This is a genomic window from Yersinia antarctica, assembly GCF_056636475.1.
This window is the reverse complement of the sequence record NZ_JBSJQF010000001.1, coordinates 1,471,910-1,488,524: the sequence shown is the minus strand read 5'-3', so window position 1 is coordinate 1,488,524 and position 16,615 is coordinate 1,471,910. Positions and strand designations below refer to the sequence as shown.

Sequence of the window (16,615 nt, the reverse complement as noted above, 5' to 3'; positions counted from 1 at the left end):
GGCCCGTAGGGTGAGCCTCTGATGAGGTTCATAATCCTGATGAGCTTATACAAATAAGTGATTCAGGTGAACGAGGGCAGCCAACACATCTGCAATTTGAAAGATGCAGGGTAAAGACAGGATGCGGGGTGGCCGTTCCCCACTCCGCATTTTTTTGTGAGTCCTCAAGGTCGCTACGCATTAAATCATCAGTCATCAGGGTGGCTTATCCATCCTTTTAAGGGAGTTTGTTATGTCAATAGACTGGAACTGGGGCATCTTCTTGCAACCTGCCCCCTTCGGCAATACCACCTACCTCGGCTGGATCTGGTCCGGCTTTCAAGTCACCGTCGCTTTGTCACTGTGCGCCTGGGTGATCGCGTTCTTTGTCGGTTCACTGTTTGGTATTTTAAGAACCGTGCCCAATCGAATCCTGTCAGGGATTGGGACCTGCTACGTTGAGCTGTTTCGTAACGTACCCTTGATTGTGCAATTCTTTACCTGGTATCTGGTGGTACCTGAACTGTTGCCAGTTGATATTGGCATGTGGTTTAAAAGTGAACTTGACCCGAACATACAGTTCTTTCTTTCATCGATGCTTTGCCTTGGCTTATTTACCGCAGCACGTGTTTGTGAACAAGTCCGTGCCGGGATTCAGTCACTGCCTCGAGGCCAGAAAGCAGCGGGTTTGGCTATGGGGTTGACCCTGCCACAAACCTATCGCTATGTGTTACTGCCCAATGCTTATCGGGTGATCATTCCCCCGATGACCTCAGAAATGCTCAACCTGGTAAAAAACTCCGCCATTGCTTCAACAATCGGATTAGTCGATATGGCCGCTCAAGCCGGTAAATTGCTGGATTATTCAGCTCACGCCTATGAGTCCTTCACCGCCATCACTCTTGGTTATGTACTGATCAACGCCGTGATCATGCTGTTGATGCGATTAGTTGAAAAGAAAGTGCAGTTACCCGGCAATCTGGGGAGTAAATAATGTACGAATTTGATTGGAGTTCTATCGCCCCCAGCATGCCCTATCTGCTGCAAGGGTTAGTGGTCACCGCCAAGATAACCATTACCGCTATCGTATTTGGCATTATCTGGGGGACGGTTCTGGCAGTCATGCGCTTGTCGCCGATTAAAGCCATCAGTTGGTTTGCAACTGCCTATGTCAACGTGTTCCGCTCTATTCCGTTGGTGATGGTGCTGCTGTGGTTTTATTTGGTTGTCCCGAGCTTATTACAAAATGTGCTGGGCTTATCACCAAAAACTGATATTCGGTTAATCTCAGCCATGGTAGCCTTTTCGCTGTTTGAAGCGGCCTATTACTCAGAAATTATCCGCGCCGGGATCATGAGTATTTCCCGTGGGCAATCCTCTGCTGCGTTGGCATTGGGCATGACCCATGGGCAGTCAATGCGGCTGGTTATCCTGCCCCAGGCTTTCCGCGCAATGGTGCCGCTGCTGTTAACTCAGGGGATAGTGTTATTTCAGGATACTTCACTGGTGTATGTCCTTAGCCTGGCCGATTTCTTCCGCACCGCCACCACCATTGGCGAACGGGACGGTACTCAGGTCGAAATGGTGCTGTTTGCCGGTTTGGTTTATTTCGTTATCAGTATTGCCGCGTCGATGCTGGTTAACTATTTGAAGAAAAGGACTGTTTGATGATTTCCCTGAAAAATGTTTCTAAGTGGTACGGCCACTTTCAGGTGCTGGCTGACTGCACCACCGAAGTTAAAAAAGGTGAGGTTGTGGTGGTCTGTGGTCCTTCAGGCTCAGGCAAATCAACCTTAATCAAAACTGTTAATGGGCTGGAACCTATTCAAAAAGGCAGCATTACAGTTAATGGTATTGGTGTGAATGATAAAGGCACTAATCTGGCCCAACTGCGTTCCAAAGTGGGCATGGTGTTCCAACATTTCGAGCTGTTCCCACACCTGTCTATCATTGAAAATCTGACGCTGGCGCAAATCAAAGTACTCAAACGTGATAAAGCAGAAGCACGTGAAAAGGGGTTGAAACTGTTAGATCGCGTGGGCCTTTCTACCCATGCAGATAAATTTCCTTCTCAGTTATCGGGTGGCCAGCAGCAGCGCGTGGCAATTGCCCGCGCACTCTGCATGGACCCCATTGCCATGCTGTTTGATGAACCCACCTCCGCACTTGACCCGGAAATGATCAACGAAGTGTTGGATGTGATGGTCAAACTGGCATTGGAAGGGATGACCATGATGGTAGTTACCCACGAAATGGGCTTCGCCCGCAAAGTGGCTAACCGCGTTATTTTTATGGATGAAGGGAAAATCGTCGAAGACAGCAACAAAGATGATTTCTTTAATAATCCTAAATCAGATCGCGCCAAAGATTTCCTGGCAAAAATCCTGCATTAATCACACCACCTCCCCTGCGCCCGTAGGGGAGGAAATTTGCGTCTGTTCTCTTTTTACGCCCTGCGTGATTGCTTATCCGTTTTTTTGTGCGCATCCTCTGATTAACACTGTGACTAACAAGAGGAAAAGTGATGCCCCGCTCTATTATCATTGATTGCGATCCCGGCCATGACGATGCTATTGCATTGATTCTGGCGTTGGCCTCCCCCGAACTCAACGTAGCAGCGGTTACCACTTGTGCCGGTAACCAAACTCCCGACAAAACTTTGCGTAATGCCCTGCGCATTCTGACACTGCTCAAGCGTCAGGATATCCCGGTGGCAGGCGGCGCACTCAAACCATTACTGCGCGAATTGATTATTGCCGACAATGTTCACGGTGAAAGCGGGTTAGATGGCCCCTCATTACCGGATCCAGATTTTGCCCCGCAAACTGACAATGCGGTGGAGCTAATGGCGAGAATATTTCGTGCCAGCCCTCATCCGGTGACCCTTGTGGCTACAGGCCCATTGACTAACATTGCCTTGCTGCTGGCCGGTCATGGCGCTCTGACGGCCAAAATAGAGCGTATAGTCATCATGGGGGGGGCCGTGATGCTAGGAAACTGGACCGCCGCTGCTGAATTTAATATTTTTGTCGACCCTGAGGCCGCTGATCGGGTATTTAAATCAGGTATTCCGCTTACTATGGCCGGGTTGGATGTGACCCATCAGGCACAAGTAATGGATGAAGATATCGATCGCATTCGTCAGTTGAATAATCCGGTCGCCGACGTGGTAGCAGGCTTACTGGACTTCTTCATGCTGTATCACCGCCAGGAACGCTGGGGTTTTCAAGGTGCCCCGCTACATGACCCTTGCACCATTGCCTGGTTATTGGCCCCCGAGTTATTCACTAGCATTGAACGCTGGGTCGGCATCGAAACGCGTGGTGAATACACCCAAGGCATGACGGTGGTCGATTATTACCAGCTCACAGATAATGTGCCTAATGCAGAAGTGTTGATGGGTATCGACAGGAAAGGATTTATTGATTTGCTGGTTGAACGGGTTGCCCGCTACAGCGAATAATCGAATGACACTCCGCCACTGCGGAGTGTCTCTTTTTAGCCCAAATTAATGTTAGGGCTGGAATGGCCGGCGGTTAAATTGGTCATGCCCACACTTAGGGCAGAGCGGCAACACTTCAGGGGTATAGAAAGCCAGGCGATGGTGGCACTTTTCACACACCAGATTCCCTAATCCAACCACCTCACCACTGTGATACACCCCATGGTGGCTGACATCTTTAAACACTTCACGCCACTCTAGCTGTGTTTTATCAGTGATATCCGCCAGCTCCTGCCACAGGCTCTCTTTAATCACCCGCATAAATACACTATCAGTGAATTCGTCCTTACTCTCTTCATAACTACGGGCAAACTCCTCCAGATCGCGGCGCACCGCCTGAATGATTTGCTCAACCTCACTCCGGCTCAACTCTTCTACTGCGTCTAACCGCTGCTCGGCGCTTTCCACCAGCTTATCGATATCACGTTCACCATTTTTCAAGCGTTCTGTCAGTGATGCCACCAACTCACGATAATATTGAGCTACCTTGTTCATACTGTCTCCTCGATCCGCGATTGTGATACAGCAAAGGTTGTTACAAAGAAAATAGTGATAGAGCCAATCTCTCGCCTGCTTATGGTTGCCCCGCTGCTGCTGTCTGCTGGTACTTACTCTGATATTAAAGCTAACGTTTATTATTTTAGCCGTAAATGACTGAAGTCACGTCATCATAAGGTTGTTACTCCCCCACTTTGATGATTTCTGCCATTCACCGCGCAGAAAAACCGTTCTGCGGGATGCTGAGTGTTGTTGCGCCTGCCGCTTATCAGCTATGCTATGCGGATCTCTCTTTATGATATGAAACAGATGATGCTACAGGCGTAGCTGTTTTTCACTATAGGACCACTGGCCGCCATGCAAGAGCAATACCGCCCAGAAGATATCGAAACGCAAGTACAGCTTCACTGGCAAGAGAAGCAAACATTTAAAGTCACTGAAGATACCAGCAAAGAAAAATATTACTGCCTATCTATGCTGCCATACCCTTCAGGACGCCTACATATGGGGCACGTTCGTAACTACACCATTGGTGATGTTATCTCACGCTACCAACGTATGCTGGGCAAGAACGTCCTACAGCCGATTGGCTGGGATGCGTTTGGCCTGCCGGCAGAAGGTGCAGCAGTTAAAAATAACACCGCACCGGCCCCATGGACTTACGACAACATCGAATATATGAAGAACCAGTTGAAACTACTGGGCTTCGGTTACGACTGGGATCGCGAGATTGCCACCTGTAAACCTGACTATTACCGTTGGGAACAGTGGTTCTTCACCAAGTTGTATGAAAAAGGCATGGTCTACAAAAAGACCTCTGCGGTTAACTGGTGTCCACAAGATATGACCGTGTTAGCCAACGAACAGGTAATCGACGGCTGCTGTTGGCGTTGTGATACCAAGGTTGAACGCAAAGAGATCCCGCAGTGGTTTATTAAAATCACCGATTACGCTGATCAGTTGCTTAATGATCTGGACACGCTGGAAAGCTGGCCAGAGCAGGTGAAAACCATGCAACGCAACTGGATTGGCCGCTCCGAAGGGGTTGATATCGTTTTCGACGTGCAAGATAGCGAAGAAAAACTGTCAGTTTATACCACCCGCCCAGACACCTTTATGGGTGTGACCTATGTGGCGGTTGCTGCCGGTCACCCATTGTCACTGCAAGCGGCTGCCACCAACCCGGCGCTAGCTGATTTTGTGGCTGAATGTCGCAATACCAAAGTTGCCGAAGCTGAAATGGCAACGATGGAGAAAAAAGGCATGGCGACCGGCCTATACGCCATCCATCCACTGACAGGTGAGAAGCTGGCTATCTGGGCCGCTAACTTTGTCTTGATGGATTACGGTACCGGCGCGGTAATGGCGGTTCCAGGCCACGATGCCCGTGACTGGGAATTTGCCACCAAATACCACCTGCCAATCAAGCCAGTTATTTTAGCCGCTGACGGTAGCGAGCCTGATTTGAGTCAGGAAGCCATGACCGAAAAAGGCACCCTGTTCAACTCCGGCGAGTTCGACGGTCTGGATTATGAAGCGGGCTTTAATGCCATTGCTGACAAACTGGTGGCTCTCGGTGTTGGCCAGCGTAAAGTGAATTATCGCCTGCGCGATTGGGGTGTATCACGTCAGCGTTATTGGGGTGCGCCTATCCCAATGGTGACATTGGAAGATGGCACCGTCGTGCCAACACCAGAAGACCAACTGCCGGTTATCCTGCCAGAAGATGTTGTAATGGACGGTATTACCAGCCCGATCAAGGCTAATCCTGAGTGGGCGAAAACCACCGTTAACGGGATGCCGGGCCTGCGTGAAACTGATACTTTCGATACCTTTATGGAATCATCTTGGTATTACGCACGCTACACCTGCCCACAATTTGACGAGGGCATGCTGGACCCTGCCGCCGCCAACTACTGGCTGCCCGTTGATCAGTATGTAGGCGGTATTGAACACGCCATCATGCACCTGATGTACTTCCGTTTCTTCCACAAACTACTGCGTGATGCCGGTCTGGTGAACTCCGACGAACCAGCCAAACGTCTGTTGTGCCAAGGCATGGTATTGGCTGACGCCTTCTACTACACCGGTACCAGCGGTGAACGTATCTGGGTTTCACCGGCTGATGCTATTGTCGAGCGTGATGAGAAAGGGCGGATTGTTAAAGCGACCGACGCGCAAGGCCATGAACTGGTGTATGCCGGTATGAGCAAAATGTCGAAATCGAAAAACAACGGTATCGACCCGCAAGTTATGGTAGAAAAATACGGTGCCGATACTGTGCGCCTGTTTATGATGTTTGCATCGCCGGCAGAAATGACGTTGGAATGGCAGGAGTCTGGCGTTGAAGGGGCTAACCGCTTCTTAAAACGTGTCTGGCGTCTGGTGTTTGAAAGCACTGCCAAAGGTGCAACTGCGCCGCTGGATATTGCCAGCCTGACGGAAGAGCAAAAATCACTGCGTCGTGATCTGCACAAAACGATTGCCAAAGTCACTGATGACGTGGGCCGCCGTCAAACCTTCAACACCGCCATCGCTGCGGTGATGGAGTTGATGAACAAGCTGGGCCGTGCACCTCAGGAAACTGAGCAAGATCGTGCTCTGCTGCAAGAAGCATTACTGGCAGTGGTACGTATGCTTTATCCATTCACCCCGCACGTTTGCTTCAGTTTGTGGCAAGCTCTGGGTGGTGAAGGTGATATCGATACCGCACCATGGCCAATTGCTGATGAACAGGCGATGGTCGAAGACTCTAAATTAGTAGTCGTACAGGTTAATGGTAAAGTGCGTGGCAGAATTACTGTGCCTGCCGATGCCACTGAACAGCAAGTTCGCGAACGCGCTGGTCAAGAGCACCTGGTGGCTAAATACCTGGATGGGGTTACTGTGCGTAAAGTAATCTACGTCCCTGGCAAACTGCTTAACCTGGTTGTAGGTTAAGACAAGGAGGAGTTGTGCGACATCGTATTCTGACATTGTTGCTGGGGTTAGCGGTGCTGGTCACCGCTGGCTGTGGCTTTAATCTGCGAGGCACCACTCAGGTGCCACCTGAACTGCAAAAACTGTTGCTGGAAAGTAGTGACCCTTATGGCCCGTTAACCCGAGCTGTACGTCAACAGTTGCGTTTAAGCAATGTCACCATTGTTGATGACCCGATGCGTAAAGACTTACCCGCCTTGCGGATCCTTGGTTCATCAGAAAATCAGGATACCGTGTCAATCTTCCGCAACGGGGTAACGGCGGAGTATCAGTTAGTGTTGCATGTGCAGGCGCAGGTATTGATACCGGGCCATGATATTTACCCATTACGGGTTAATATCTTCCGCACATTCTTCGATAACCCGTTAACAGCGCTCGCCAAAGATGCTGAAGCTCAGGTTCTCCGTCAGGAAATGCGTGAACAAGCCGCTCAGCAGTTAGTACGTCAGCTTCTGACCGTACATGCTGCAGAAGTCAAAAATGCGCAAGAAAATGGTGACAAGCCGGTTGGCAATAATACAGCAACAGGCGCCGCCAAGATGGCAGAAACTAAAGAAATCAATATTGGCAAACCCGCAGTCAGTACCCCGGCCCAATGATCCGAGTCTATCCTGAACAACTTGTCGCGCAGCTCCATGAGGGGCTGCGCGCTTGCTATCTGTTATGCGGCAATGAGCCATTGCTGTTACAAGAAAGTCAGGACCACATTCGTCGGGTAGCAATAGAGCATGATTTCACCGAACATTTCAGTTTTGCGCTGGATACTCATACCGAGTGGGACAATATCTTTAGTCTTTGTCAGGCACTCAGTCTATTTGCCAGCCGCCAGACATTGACGCTGAGCTTCCCTGACAGTGGTTTAACGGCACCAATGAACGAACAATTGGTTAAGTTATCGGGCCTGTTACATTCAGATATTTTATTGATTTTGCGCGCAAATAAACTAACCAAAGCACAAGAAAACAGTGCCTGGTTTAAAGCACTCGGTAGCAATGGCGTATTTGTCAGTTGCCAAACGCCGGAGCAGGCACAACTGCCACGTTGGGTCAGTACACGGGCTAAAAGCCTGAATCTGGAGGTCGATGACCCCGCCATTCAACTGCTTTGTTACTGCTACGAAGGCAATCTGCTGGCGCTATCACAAGCTTTGGAACGGTTATCGTTGCTCTACCCTGACGGTAAACTGACGCTGCCTAAAGTTGAGCAAGCGGTCAACGATGCCGCGCATTTCACCCCTTACCACTGGCTCGATGCCCTAATAGCTGGGAAGAGCAAACGCGCCTGGCATATCCTGCAACAATTGCAGCAGGAAGAGAGTGAACCGGTTATTTTGCTGCGCACCTTACAGCGAGAACTGCTCTTGCTGCTAACGTTGAAGCGCCGCATGGATCAGGTGCCACTGCGTACGCTATTTGATCAGTTAAAAGTGTGGCAAAATCGCCGGCCCATGATGACGCAGGCTCTGCAACGCCTTTCGCTGCCACAATTGCAACAAGCCGTTCATTTGCTGGCACAGATAGAAGTTCGCTTGAAACAGGATTATGGTCAGTCAATCTGGCCTGAATTAGAAACGCTATCTATGCTGATGTGTGGCAAAATATTACCTGAGAGCTTTTTTGATGCCCAATAAATCCCCGACTCGCGCCCTACATGCCCTGTTCGGCGGTACCTTTGACCCCATTCATTACGGCCACTTGACGCCGGTTGAAGCATTGGCTCAACAAGTGGGTCTGCAACATATTATTTTATTACCCAATAATGTCCCACCTCACCGCCCACAACCCGAGGCCAATGCACAGCAACGGCTGAAAATGGTGGAACTGGCGGTAGCCGGTAACCCGCTGTTCAGCGTCGACTCGCGGGAGTTATTGCGCGATACCCCCTCATTCACCATTGATACCCTGGAATCACTGCGTAAAGAACGTGGTGCTGAACTGCCGTTAGCGTTTATCATTGGGCAGGATTCATTATTATCGCTGCATAAATGGCATCGCTGGCAATCGATATTGGATGTGTGCCATTTGCTGGTTTGCGCCCGCCCTGGTTACTCACAAACGCTGGAAACACCTGAGTTACAACAATGGCTTGATGAGCGACGGGTCTTGGATCCGCAAGCATTAAACCTGCAACCACAAGGGTTAATCTATCTGGCTGATACACCTTTATTGAATATTTCAGCTACCGATATTCGTCATCGGCGTCATAATGGTGAGAGCTGCGATGACCTACTGCCGCGTGCTGTCCAGCGATATATTGAGTTACAAGGTTTATATCGCGGTTGAGGAACTGAGGGTTTATATCGCGACGCATTCACCCATGTTATACTCCGCCGCTAAATTTCAGGTATTCGCTGAAAAACCGTTACATTCTAACTGTTCATACCGGTAACTGTTCGTGGGAACTCCTGCAAACAATACGGAAGAACGTTAATACCCAAAGAACTTGACGTTGCAGGTAGCCAGCCAGCGCACGAATCCCGATAAGCTTATTTATGTAGGGTCAACTACAGGTAAGTGATTCGGGTGAGAAAGTGCAGCTAACACCCCAGCAACTTCAAGGACGAAGGGTATGGACAGAAATCACCCGAGGGGGAACCTTTGCAAGGTAAAGCGCCCCTTAAACCAATAAAAATCATAATAATCAATTGGTAACGTGATTTATTGCTTAATATATATGCGACATTTCAGGACATTATTAGACATTACGCGACATATTAATCAATAACTTACCACTCCGTTTTGACCTATAAATACCACACCTCATGGGCATCTATGCCCGATTCAATTTACTCCCTCACTTTCACCAATTCAAAACCATCAGCTTTTATGGTTGATAACACGTTACCCTCCATCTTGTGATCCCCTATTAGAAGAACCCACTTTTCATTTTTGGTCAGATCTTTAACTGAAAATGACTGAGACTCAGTAATTCCATAGATACCATTTCCTGATGCTCGCATGTCAATATGGAACAAAGTTCTATACAGACCGCCCATATGGCTATCAGTACCAACTATTGATAGGTCCTCTTTCTCTTTTTTATCAAGATATGAATTTACAAACAAAGCCGATCTGTCATACACATCAGATTCTACGTGACTAATTATTTCTTTATTTGTTTCATAAATTACAACACATGCAATAAGAGGAAGTATTAAGAATGCATATAATCTTGAAGCATTCCTTACAGAAAAAGGCCACACAAATACATTAAATAAAAGAATGTATAGGATAAATTTAAACATAACCCCAGAGTTAACTATGCCAAATAACTCTGGTGCAGTTGAGTTATGAAACTCATAAGGATTAAACCCATTCCTTAAACTGTAAATAATTGCAATTGATAACAAGATGGAAAATACAAGCCTTAGCTTAGAAAAGCCAGAAGAATAACTATTAATTGATGATTTAAATGCTATAAGCATTAGCAATGGAAGTGCGAATGCATAATATCTAACATGTAAATGATTTGGCGGTTCTATCTTTGATATTGATGCAGTAAACAATGCCGTTACAACAACAAGAGAAAACACGACAAAAATAGAAAAAATATATAGTTCTTTATTTTTATTATCTTCGGTGTAATATTTATTTTTACTTACTAAGTTAATTAAGAAATAAAGTATATTTAAAACAGGGATAGAGTAAAGTACAGCAATTGGAAGAAGGTTGCCTTTCAGGCTGTTAATGGTAAATTTAGCCATTTCGATGTAATGAGATAGCCCGCCTACTACAGCAGAATCAGCATAAGGCGAATAAAATGTTCCAAATAATGATACGCCATTGATTCCCGATATTAGATACCCAATAAAAAACTTAACTAACAGAGCTATTGCTGGGATAGATAAAATTATAAACCCTTTTTTTATCACCCCATAATTTTTAATAGCATTACCGCAAAAAAAATAACACACTACAACCGCAGGTATAACAAATAGCGCGTGAGGCTTTATTAATGATAATATCCCCCATGCAAAAGCAGTTATAAACAAACCTTTTTTGTCGAAACTATTTATCGATAATAATGTAATATACACTGACAACCAGAATCCAAGAAAGTACATAGACTCCGGCATAAAATACGCCGTATATGTATTGAATTGACCAAACATTACTATCAGCATAAACAGCAATGATAATCCTTTCCCTATATAAATCCTCCCTGATAGGTAAATAAATGGACTTGCTGCAATAAAGAACAAAACATTTAATATTCTTGCGCAACCTAGGAAGCCATCACCACACACACTAGTGAAGCTATAGACAAGGAAAAACAAATGATTAGGTAATGCAGATAGTCCAAAAGGAAGATTTCTTGATGCATGGCTGTATGAATACTCATCAGCAAATACTATAGGGTATAATCCACTATTCCTTATCAACAAAAAGAAAGACAGCGAGAATAACATTGCCACTGTAATATTTACTTTATTTCTATTTATCCAATTACTTATGCTCACCAATTTCACCGGAATCATTGATTTAAGATAACAAAAGTGTACCAGTTGTGAGACGCGCGGAGAAGTAAACACATAAGAAAATCACTAAAAGGCGTCCTTGCCTACTGTTTTACCTTGAGAGTTAAAGGTTATTAGCTACGACTTTAGTTGCACCAGATGTAAGATCGTTAATGGTCGCCATGGCTGCCACACCGGAAGCTAAGTTATCAGTAACGACGAAACGGTTAACTCCCGCGTCTAACTGAATAAGATAAGGGAATGATAGCCCCGCATTCGTATCAGCTAAGTTACCACAAATGTGCAGTCTTGATGCTCCGTTACCGATTTGAATTGCAGGATTGCTGGCGCTCTGAAAGTTTATAAGGTAGTTTTCATTAATATGAACTCCTGTAATATTAGGACCCGCTATATTTATAACCCGCCCCTTACCCGCCCCGAGTGTATTTTCATCGACTCTGATGTTATACATCTTGCACGTCCCGCTGGTGATGAACTCTATTTGTGACATCGAAGTGCTAATGTTCCCACCATACATATAATTATTAACAACCTGAATATCACTGATCAATGATGTACCAGTCCCCCCAGATGTAAAGCTCATGATGGTACTAGAATCGCCATCCCACTGGCAGTTAGTGAAGAACAAATCCTGTAGCCAGCCACCATTAAGGGCATAGCCATGCACCTGTTGATATGCTGGATATATGACGCACTCAGTAAACCTAACCCCTGCAATCTGGTTCGCGGCGGTAGCTGGGTTGTAGGTAGCAACAACGTAGAAGCTAATACAATGAGAATCGGTAATTAAGTGATTATTTACAAGTTGGCAGTTTTCAAAACTTAAATCACCACAGAATCCACCATTAGCCTGAATTCGAATGCAGTTACTGGCCGTTGTCATTCCATCATTCCAAATACCCAACCTTGAAAATTTAATTTGTCGTATATTTGTTAAATGCAGACTTTGAGTGAAGTTTGAAATAAATACATCGGACACCACAGATTCTTTTAGTCCGATTAGCTTACCAGTAGCTGTGCCTATGGCTAGACCAGAGGTAGGGCCAGATCCCTTTGTTTGTGGTTCCAGTCCAAAGTCATGCAAGTAAATATCTACAATTGCTTGCGTGGAATCGGTGCTACCGACCAGGGAGATAGCGCTGGTCCCGGTAAATGTTGCTCCCGCTACTATCCTTGTTCCAGAGAAGATTATCCCCTGCCCAGCAAGCTCAATGCCGATATTTGCAGATGCAGGGATTGTCCATGTGCTGGAGATTAAAAACTTACCAGATCCAAGCTCTATTTTTGGCCTTACCCCTTTGACACTTGCGCTTGCAGCAACACACGCGCTGGCGGCGTTTAATGCAGGTGAGCAGTCAAATGTGTTGTCACCAAGTGCACCCCACCACTCAGGCATTACATAACGAAGTCCGACGACAGCCCCGGAACCGTAGAATATTTTCCAGCGCGGTGAATGTAACTCATTGGTCAATGTTAATGTAAACCCAGAATTAACAGTAATCCTACCACTTCTAACTACAGTGACAGTATTGAGACTACATGTTGAATTGATTATTAAATTACCATCAAGAAGCATATAGCCATTTAAAGATACCCCTGGAGAAATAAGGTAATTACCACCTTGAGGAACTAATACGTTACGGCCAGACGCGAAAGCATTAATAAAAGAAGTTGTATCGTTTGTTACGCCATCCCCTACCGCCCCGAAGTCCTTTACGCTTACCGTCTCCTCATTTTTGTCATGCTGCGTTCTACCAACTGATAAGGGTAACGTCGACTTTACACCTATAAGAGCGTCGCCATAGCCGCTTGCTGTATTTATCAATTGAGTTCGCAATGCTGCATCACCGACACTGACCCAAGCACCAGTCCCAATGCCGCCAGTTGTCGCAGGAGTTGACCCAGCAGGAACAACCTTAGGAAATGACCCATCCCAACGGTAATACTCACCATTACTTTCCCAGCGCAGTACTTGACTTGAATTATCTAGCGTGGCCCCGTCTTCAAACGAATCCATAGTAATAAAGCCAAATGCTTTAATGGCCTTTTCAATAATGTCCCTCATCCCCTCAATAGTTAGATGATCTCTTCCAAGTCTATCTGTGTATGTAAGTACAAATGAGGTAACGAATTCGTCTATCTTCCCGGCGTTAAACTTTAAATCAACAGCAGCTTCGCTCGGCACAGGATTTTGCGTAGGTGTAGTAGTCATATTTTTTCCATAAAAAAACCCAGCACATTGGCTGGGTCTTATTGGTTAATGATATTAATTATGAGATTACATAGTCATGTATCTTGTCGCTATACTCTGCTAGCGTTAAGGATGTCGTCCCGTCGGTGTTTGGTGTCTTATCTGTTATTGTCCATTTTGTTAATTCAATTTCTGACTCGGCAGCAATAAAAAATCTCGAAGATGATTGAGTTTTATATCCATCCCATATATTCAAACTTATTTCTGGAATTTCCGCAGTAAACCCAAAGTCGGTATCCTCTCTTTTATGCACAAGATACTTTCCTGTTGGGTATCCCATGCTATCTGTTATTACGACGAATAATGGACTTGAAGAAAATTCTATTCTTTCATTGGTGTCAAAATCATTACCTTCGCGCTGTACGATATAACCTTGCTGGTGAAGCTCATCGTACATATCAGGAACCTGAACCATATCCCCAAGATTTACCCACTCGCCGTCAGACATCACAGTTGCTGTCATCGACATCCTTGAGTAGATTAACCGCCTCGCCTCCTTATTGGCCCTGTCTAAAGCCTGAAACCGATTCCTTACATACAATATATCAATCTGCTTCCCTTTGACTGGGGTACCTTCCGTGACAACACCATCCACTATCTTCATGCGAACAAAGTCTTGTTTATTCGTTGTCGGGTTCCGATACTTAACAACAACACCGTCATAAGTCCCTGGTAGTGATATATCGTAACTAAGCGAATAGTTATCTGGCTTCATGTTCGATGTGGTGAACACTGTCGCCGGGTAAATCTTTTTCTCATCACGTGTAAATGATAGGACGCCACTATTTCCATAGGCCGTCACCGTAGCCGCATCGCAGATTATTTTTATGCGCTCACCAAGCGATGCATCCTCATCATCAAATGTGAAGTCAAAATAGCCCAGCCTTGGATCCGATAGAGAATCAGATATCTCATACAGTCCATCTATATCAATTGATGATGGATCCTGACCGCTTACGACTATCCAGTTATGAAGAACTATGTCAGCAAAGCTGCGACTCGCAGACTCTACATAATTAATAGTTTTTGTTGTTCGGTTATAAGAGATAACGTGGCGATAGATCATCGCATTGAATTTTAGCTGCCTGGATTGGGTGGCGTTTTTTGTACCCCGTATTTTGATTGTTATGATCGTATCTTCTGGATAGACAACGTTATTTCTGATGTTTATCCCTTGGATTGATTCAACTATTAATCTATTTGAATCTGAGCTGTTATCTGGTCGCTGAAACTTAATTGCGTACCGACCAATTCCGGCAGCAGGAGTGATTTTAACCGTCTTGTATATGCTATCGCTCTTGCCTGTTGAATTTGATAGTGTTGATTGCATGGCACCTTCAGTGCCGGGGATTTGCACATTATCATCATCTAACTTAACCCAATTGATATTTACGTTGGCAGAGGAATCATTACCAAGGTCAGCTTTTAAGTTAACCCAAAGCTGTGATGAGGCTATTGCCGAATACATCGGACCAACAATCAGCGCTTCATTATCATTTATTGTGAAAAGTGTTGTATTAACTACTGTTGCCGCAGGTAACTGTTCATAATCAGAACCACCTAACCCTGAAAATGTGAAAACATAGTAATAAATTGGAGAGATTACAGCCCCATTATCGGTTGTCTGCGCCCCGGTAAGGTTAGCGCTTAATGTCACGTTTCTTGTTGTACTTCCTGATGCTGTGGGATAAGTTACGTTCAAAATCACAGTTACAGCATGCGGCTTTTCTAAATCATAAAAGTAATCAAAATCACTATTCTTGACGATCTTAACTACAGCTTCATTTCCTGCAATACTGCCTGAAACAATTGTATTGGTGGTTGCTGTTTCTGCTGGGAAATCTGATGATTCGTTAGCACCGGGTATTTCCTGCCCATCAACATCATCAAAAAGTATCGGCTCAATGATTTGTGGGATTGTTTCACCTGGTTGGTAAATTTGGTAAGACGAACCAGGCATTGAACCAATATTTGATTCTGAATACCTGATAGATGAAATTGTGTATTTCCCTAATCCGAAGTTCATCCATTGAGTAACGTACTGGTCATTACTGATATATTCAGTAAGCCCGGACTGAATAAGGTCAGGGAATGACCTTATTAATCCAAAACTATCCGGCCTTGCCTCTCCATTTCTTGCGGTATTCGTTTGGGCCTTAATGCTGTTGTTAGTTGACGTTTTTGAGTTTACATCAGCAGCAAATGAAGCTGATGGGGTCTTAATTAAGAATCCAAGAATTTTCTTGGTAAACTTTATCGGGTTGAAGTGCTCCAAGGGGTTTAACAGCGTCTTGAAAAGTCCTCCTTTCGGTTGGTCAATGATGGTTAATACGTCATGCTCACCAAGCGGATATGAAACATCAAAGTCATCATCGAGGATCACGCCGTTCAGCAAAAAATAGGCATCATGGAATAGGTTTACTTTATCAATCACTGACTGAATGCTATCACCAGTATTCGCAGATATAGTTTTGTTAGGCACGCCGGGTATTGCCGTAATTTTAACTTTCGGCATATTGATAAAACTCCAATTTAGTATAAACCCGTTCAAAGACAGTCAGCCGGTCAAGTCGTGTAGCACTTGACTCACCGCGACTATGAAGCACCCTATTACCGATAAGAATGCCAACGTGAACCGGCTGGTTACCGTAATAGGCAACAACCATCCCATTATCTACCGCTGAATTTGTAAGCCCCCATCGCTTAATGACAATTGAGAAGCACTGACCAAATTCAGAATTATTTAGATAGTCATCAATAATAGGGATATCTATATTCATAACGTGCTTGTAATAAAGGACAACTAATCCCCAGCAATCACATTCCTCAAACGTGTAGGCACGGTTAACCCACGGAACGCCAATCATCCGTTTAATAAAGTCTGATTTATTCACGTTACTCTCGTTATCCAATAAGAAAGGTCGAGTGA

At 45.5% G+C, this 16,615-nt stretch carries 13 protein-coding genes; 8 read left to right on the top strand and 5 right to left on the bottom strand.

Annotation, left to right across the window (positions count from 1 at the left end):
* Positions 1-232: 232 nt before the first annotated feature.
* The 4 genes from ACWJJO_RS06870 (at position 233) to rihA (ending at position 3,442) form a co-directional block, all read left to right on the top strand.
* A complete protein-coding gene (locus tag ACWJJO_RS06870; RefSeq protein ID WP_005182751.1) occupies positions 233-973 on the top strand; it encodes an amino acid ABC transporter permease in 741 nt (246 codons plus the stop codon).
* Positions 973-1,647, top strand: a complete 675-nt coding sequence (gene gltK / locus ACWJJO_RS06865; RefSeq protein WP_032905734.1) for a glutamate/aspartate ABC transporter permease GltK — start codon at positions 973-975, stop codon at positions 1,645-1,647. The genes ACWJJO_RS06870 and gltK overlap by 1 nt, the downstream gene beginning before the upstream one ends.
* Positions 1,647-2,372, top strand: coding sequence for an amino acid ABC transporter ATP-binding protein (locus ACWJJO_RS06860; protein ID WP_025377565.1), 726 nt, complete (start codon positions 1,647-1,649; stop codon positions 2,370-2,372). Before gltK ends, ACWJJO_RS06860 begins: the two co-directional genes overlap by 1 nt.
* Positions 2,373-2,503: 131 nt before the next feature.
* Positions 2,504-3,442 (top strand): pyrimidine-specific ribonucleoside hydrolase RihA, encoded by a 939-nt coding sequence (rihA, locus tag ACWJJO_RS06855; protein WP_481090850.1) that lies wholly within the window; start codon positions 2,504-2,506, stop codon positions 3,440-3,442.
* 51 nt (positions 3,443-3,493) lie between these two features.
* On the opposite strand, the gene ACWJJO_RS06850 is transcribed toward rihA, so the two are convergent.
* On the bottom strand, positions 3,494-3,976 hold the full coding sequence (locus ACWJJO_RS06850; RefSeq protein ID WP_083159663.1) for a zinc ribbon-containing protein: 483 nt from the start codon (positions 3,974-3,976) through the stop codon (positions 3,494-3,496).
* A 360-nt stretch (positions 3,977-4,336) separates the two neighbouring features.
* Here ACWJJO_RS06850 and leuS point away from each other — a divergent pair, with 360 nt between their 5' ends.
* The 4 genes from leuS to nadD are packed head-to-tail and all read left to right on the top strand — an operon-like array spanning position 4,337 to position 9,240.
* The gene (leuS, locus tag ACWJJO_RS06845) at positions 4,337-6,919 is read left to right on the top strand and encodes a leucine--tRNA ligase (protein WP_083159665.1); all 2,583 of its coding nucleotides are present in this window, start codon (positions 4,337-4,339) and stop codon (positions 6,917-6,919) included.
* A 14-nt stretch (positions 6,920-6,933) separates the two neighbouring features.
* Positions 6,934-7,557 carry an LPS assembly lipoprotein LptE gene (gene lptE, locus ACWJJO_RS06840; protein WP_083159667.1) on the top strand — a complete coding sequence of 208 codons (624 nt, stop codon included), beginning with the start codon at positions 6,934-6,936 and terminating at the stop codon, positions 7,555-7,557.
* The gene (holA, locus tag ACWJJO_RS06835; protein ID WP_372568855.1) at positions 7,554-8,588 is read left to right on the top strand and encodes a DNA polymerase III subunit delta; all 1,035 of its coding nucleotides are present in this window, start codon (positions 7,554-7,556) and stop codon (positions 8,586-8,588) included. Before lptE ends, holA begins: the two co-directional genes overlap by 4 nt.
* Positions 8,578-9,240, top strand: coding sequence for a nicotinate-nucleotide adenylyltransferase (nadD, locus tag ACWJJO_RS06830; protein WP_083159671.1), 663 nt, complete (start codon positions 8,578-8,580; stop codon positions 9,238-9,240). Before holA ends, nadD begins: the two co-directional genes overlap by 11 nt.
* A gap of 503 nt (positions 9,241-9,743) precedes the next feature.
* On the opposite strand, the gene ACWJJO_RS06825 is transcribed toward nadD, so the two are convergent.
* From ACWJJO_RS06825 to ACWJJO_RS06810, 4 genes are all read right to left on the bottom strand, one after another.
* Positions 9,744-11,417, bottom strand: a complete 1,674-nt coding sequence (locus tag ACWJJO_RS06825) for an ArnT family glycosyltransferase (RefSeq protein WP_481090849.1) — start codon at positions 11,415-11,417, stop codon at positions 9,744-9,746.
* Positions 11,418-11,538: 121 nt separating this feature from the next.
* Positions 11,539-13,647 carry a tail fiber/spike domain-containing protein gene (locus tag ACWJJO_RS06820; protein ID WP_481090848.1) on the bottom strand — a complete coding sequence of 703 codons (2,109 nt, stop codon included), beginning with the start codon at positions 13,645-13,647 and terminating at the stop codon, positions 11,539-11,541.
* A gap of 58 nt (positions 13,648-13,705) precedes the next feature.
* Positions 13,706-16,201: a host specificity factor TipJ family phage tail protein gene (locus tag ACWJJO_RS06815; protein WP_481090847.1), complete on the bottom strand. Its 2,496-nt coding sequence runs from the start codon at positions 16,199-16,201 to the stop codon at positions 13,706-13,708.
* Positions 16,188-16,580: an NlpC/P60 family protein gene (locus ACWJJO_RS06810; protein ID WP_145546727.1), complete on the bottom strand. Its 393-nt coding sequence runs from the start codon at positions 16,578-16,580 to the stop codon at positions 16,188-16,190. The genes ACWJJO_RS06815 and ACWJJO_RS06810 overlap by 14 nt, the downstream gene beginning before the upstream one ends.
* Positions 16,581-16,615 lie beyond the last annotated feature (35 nt).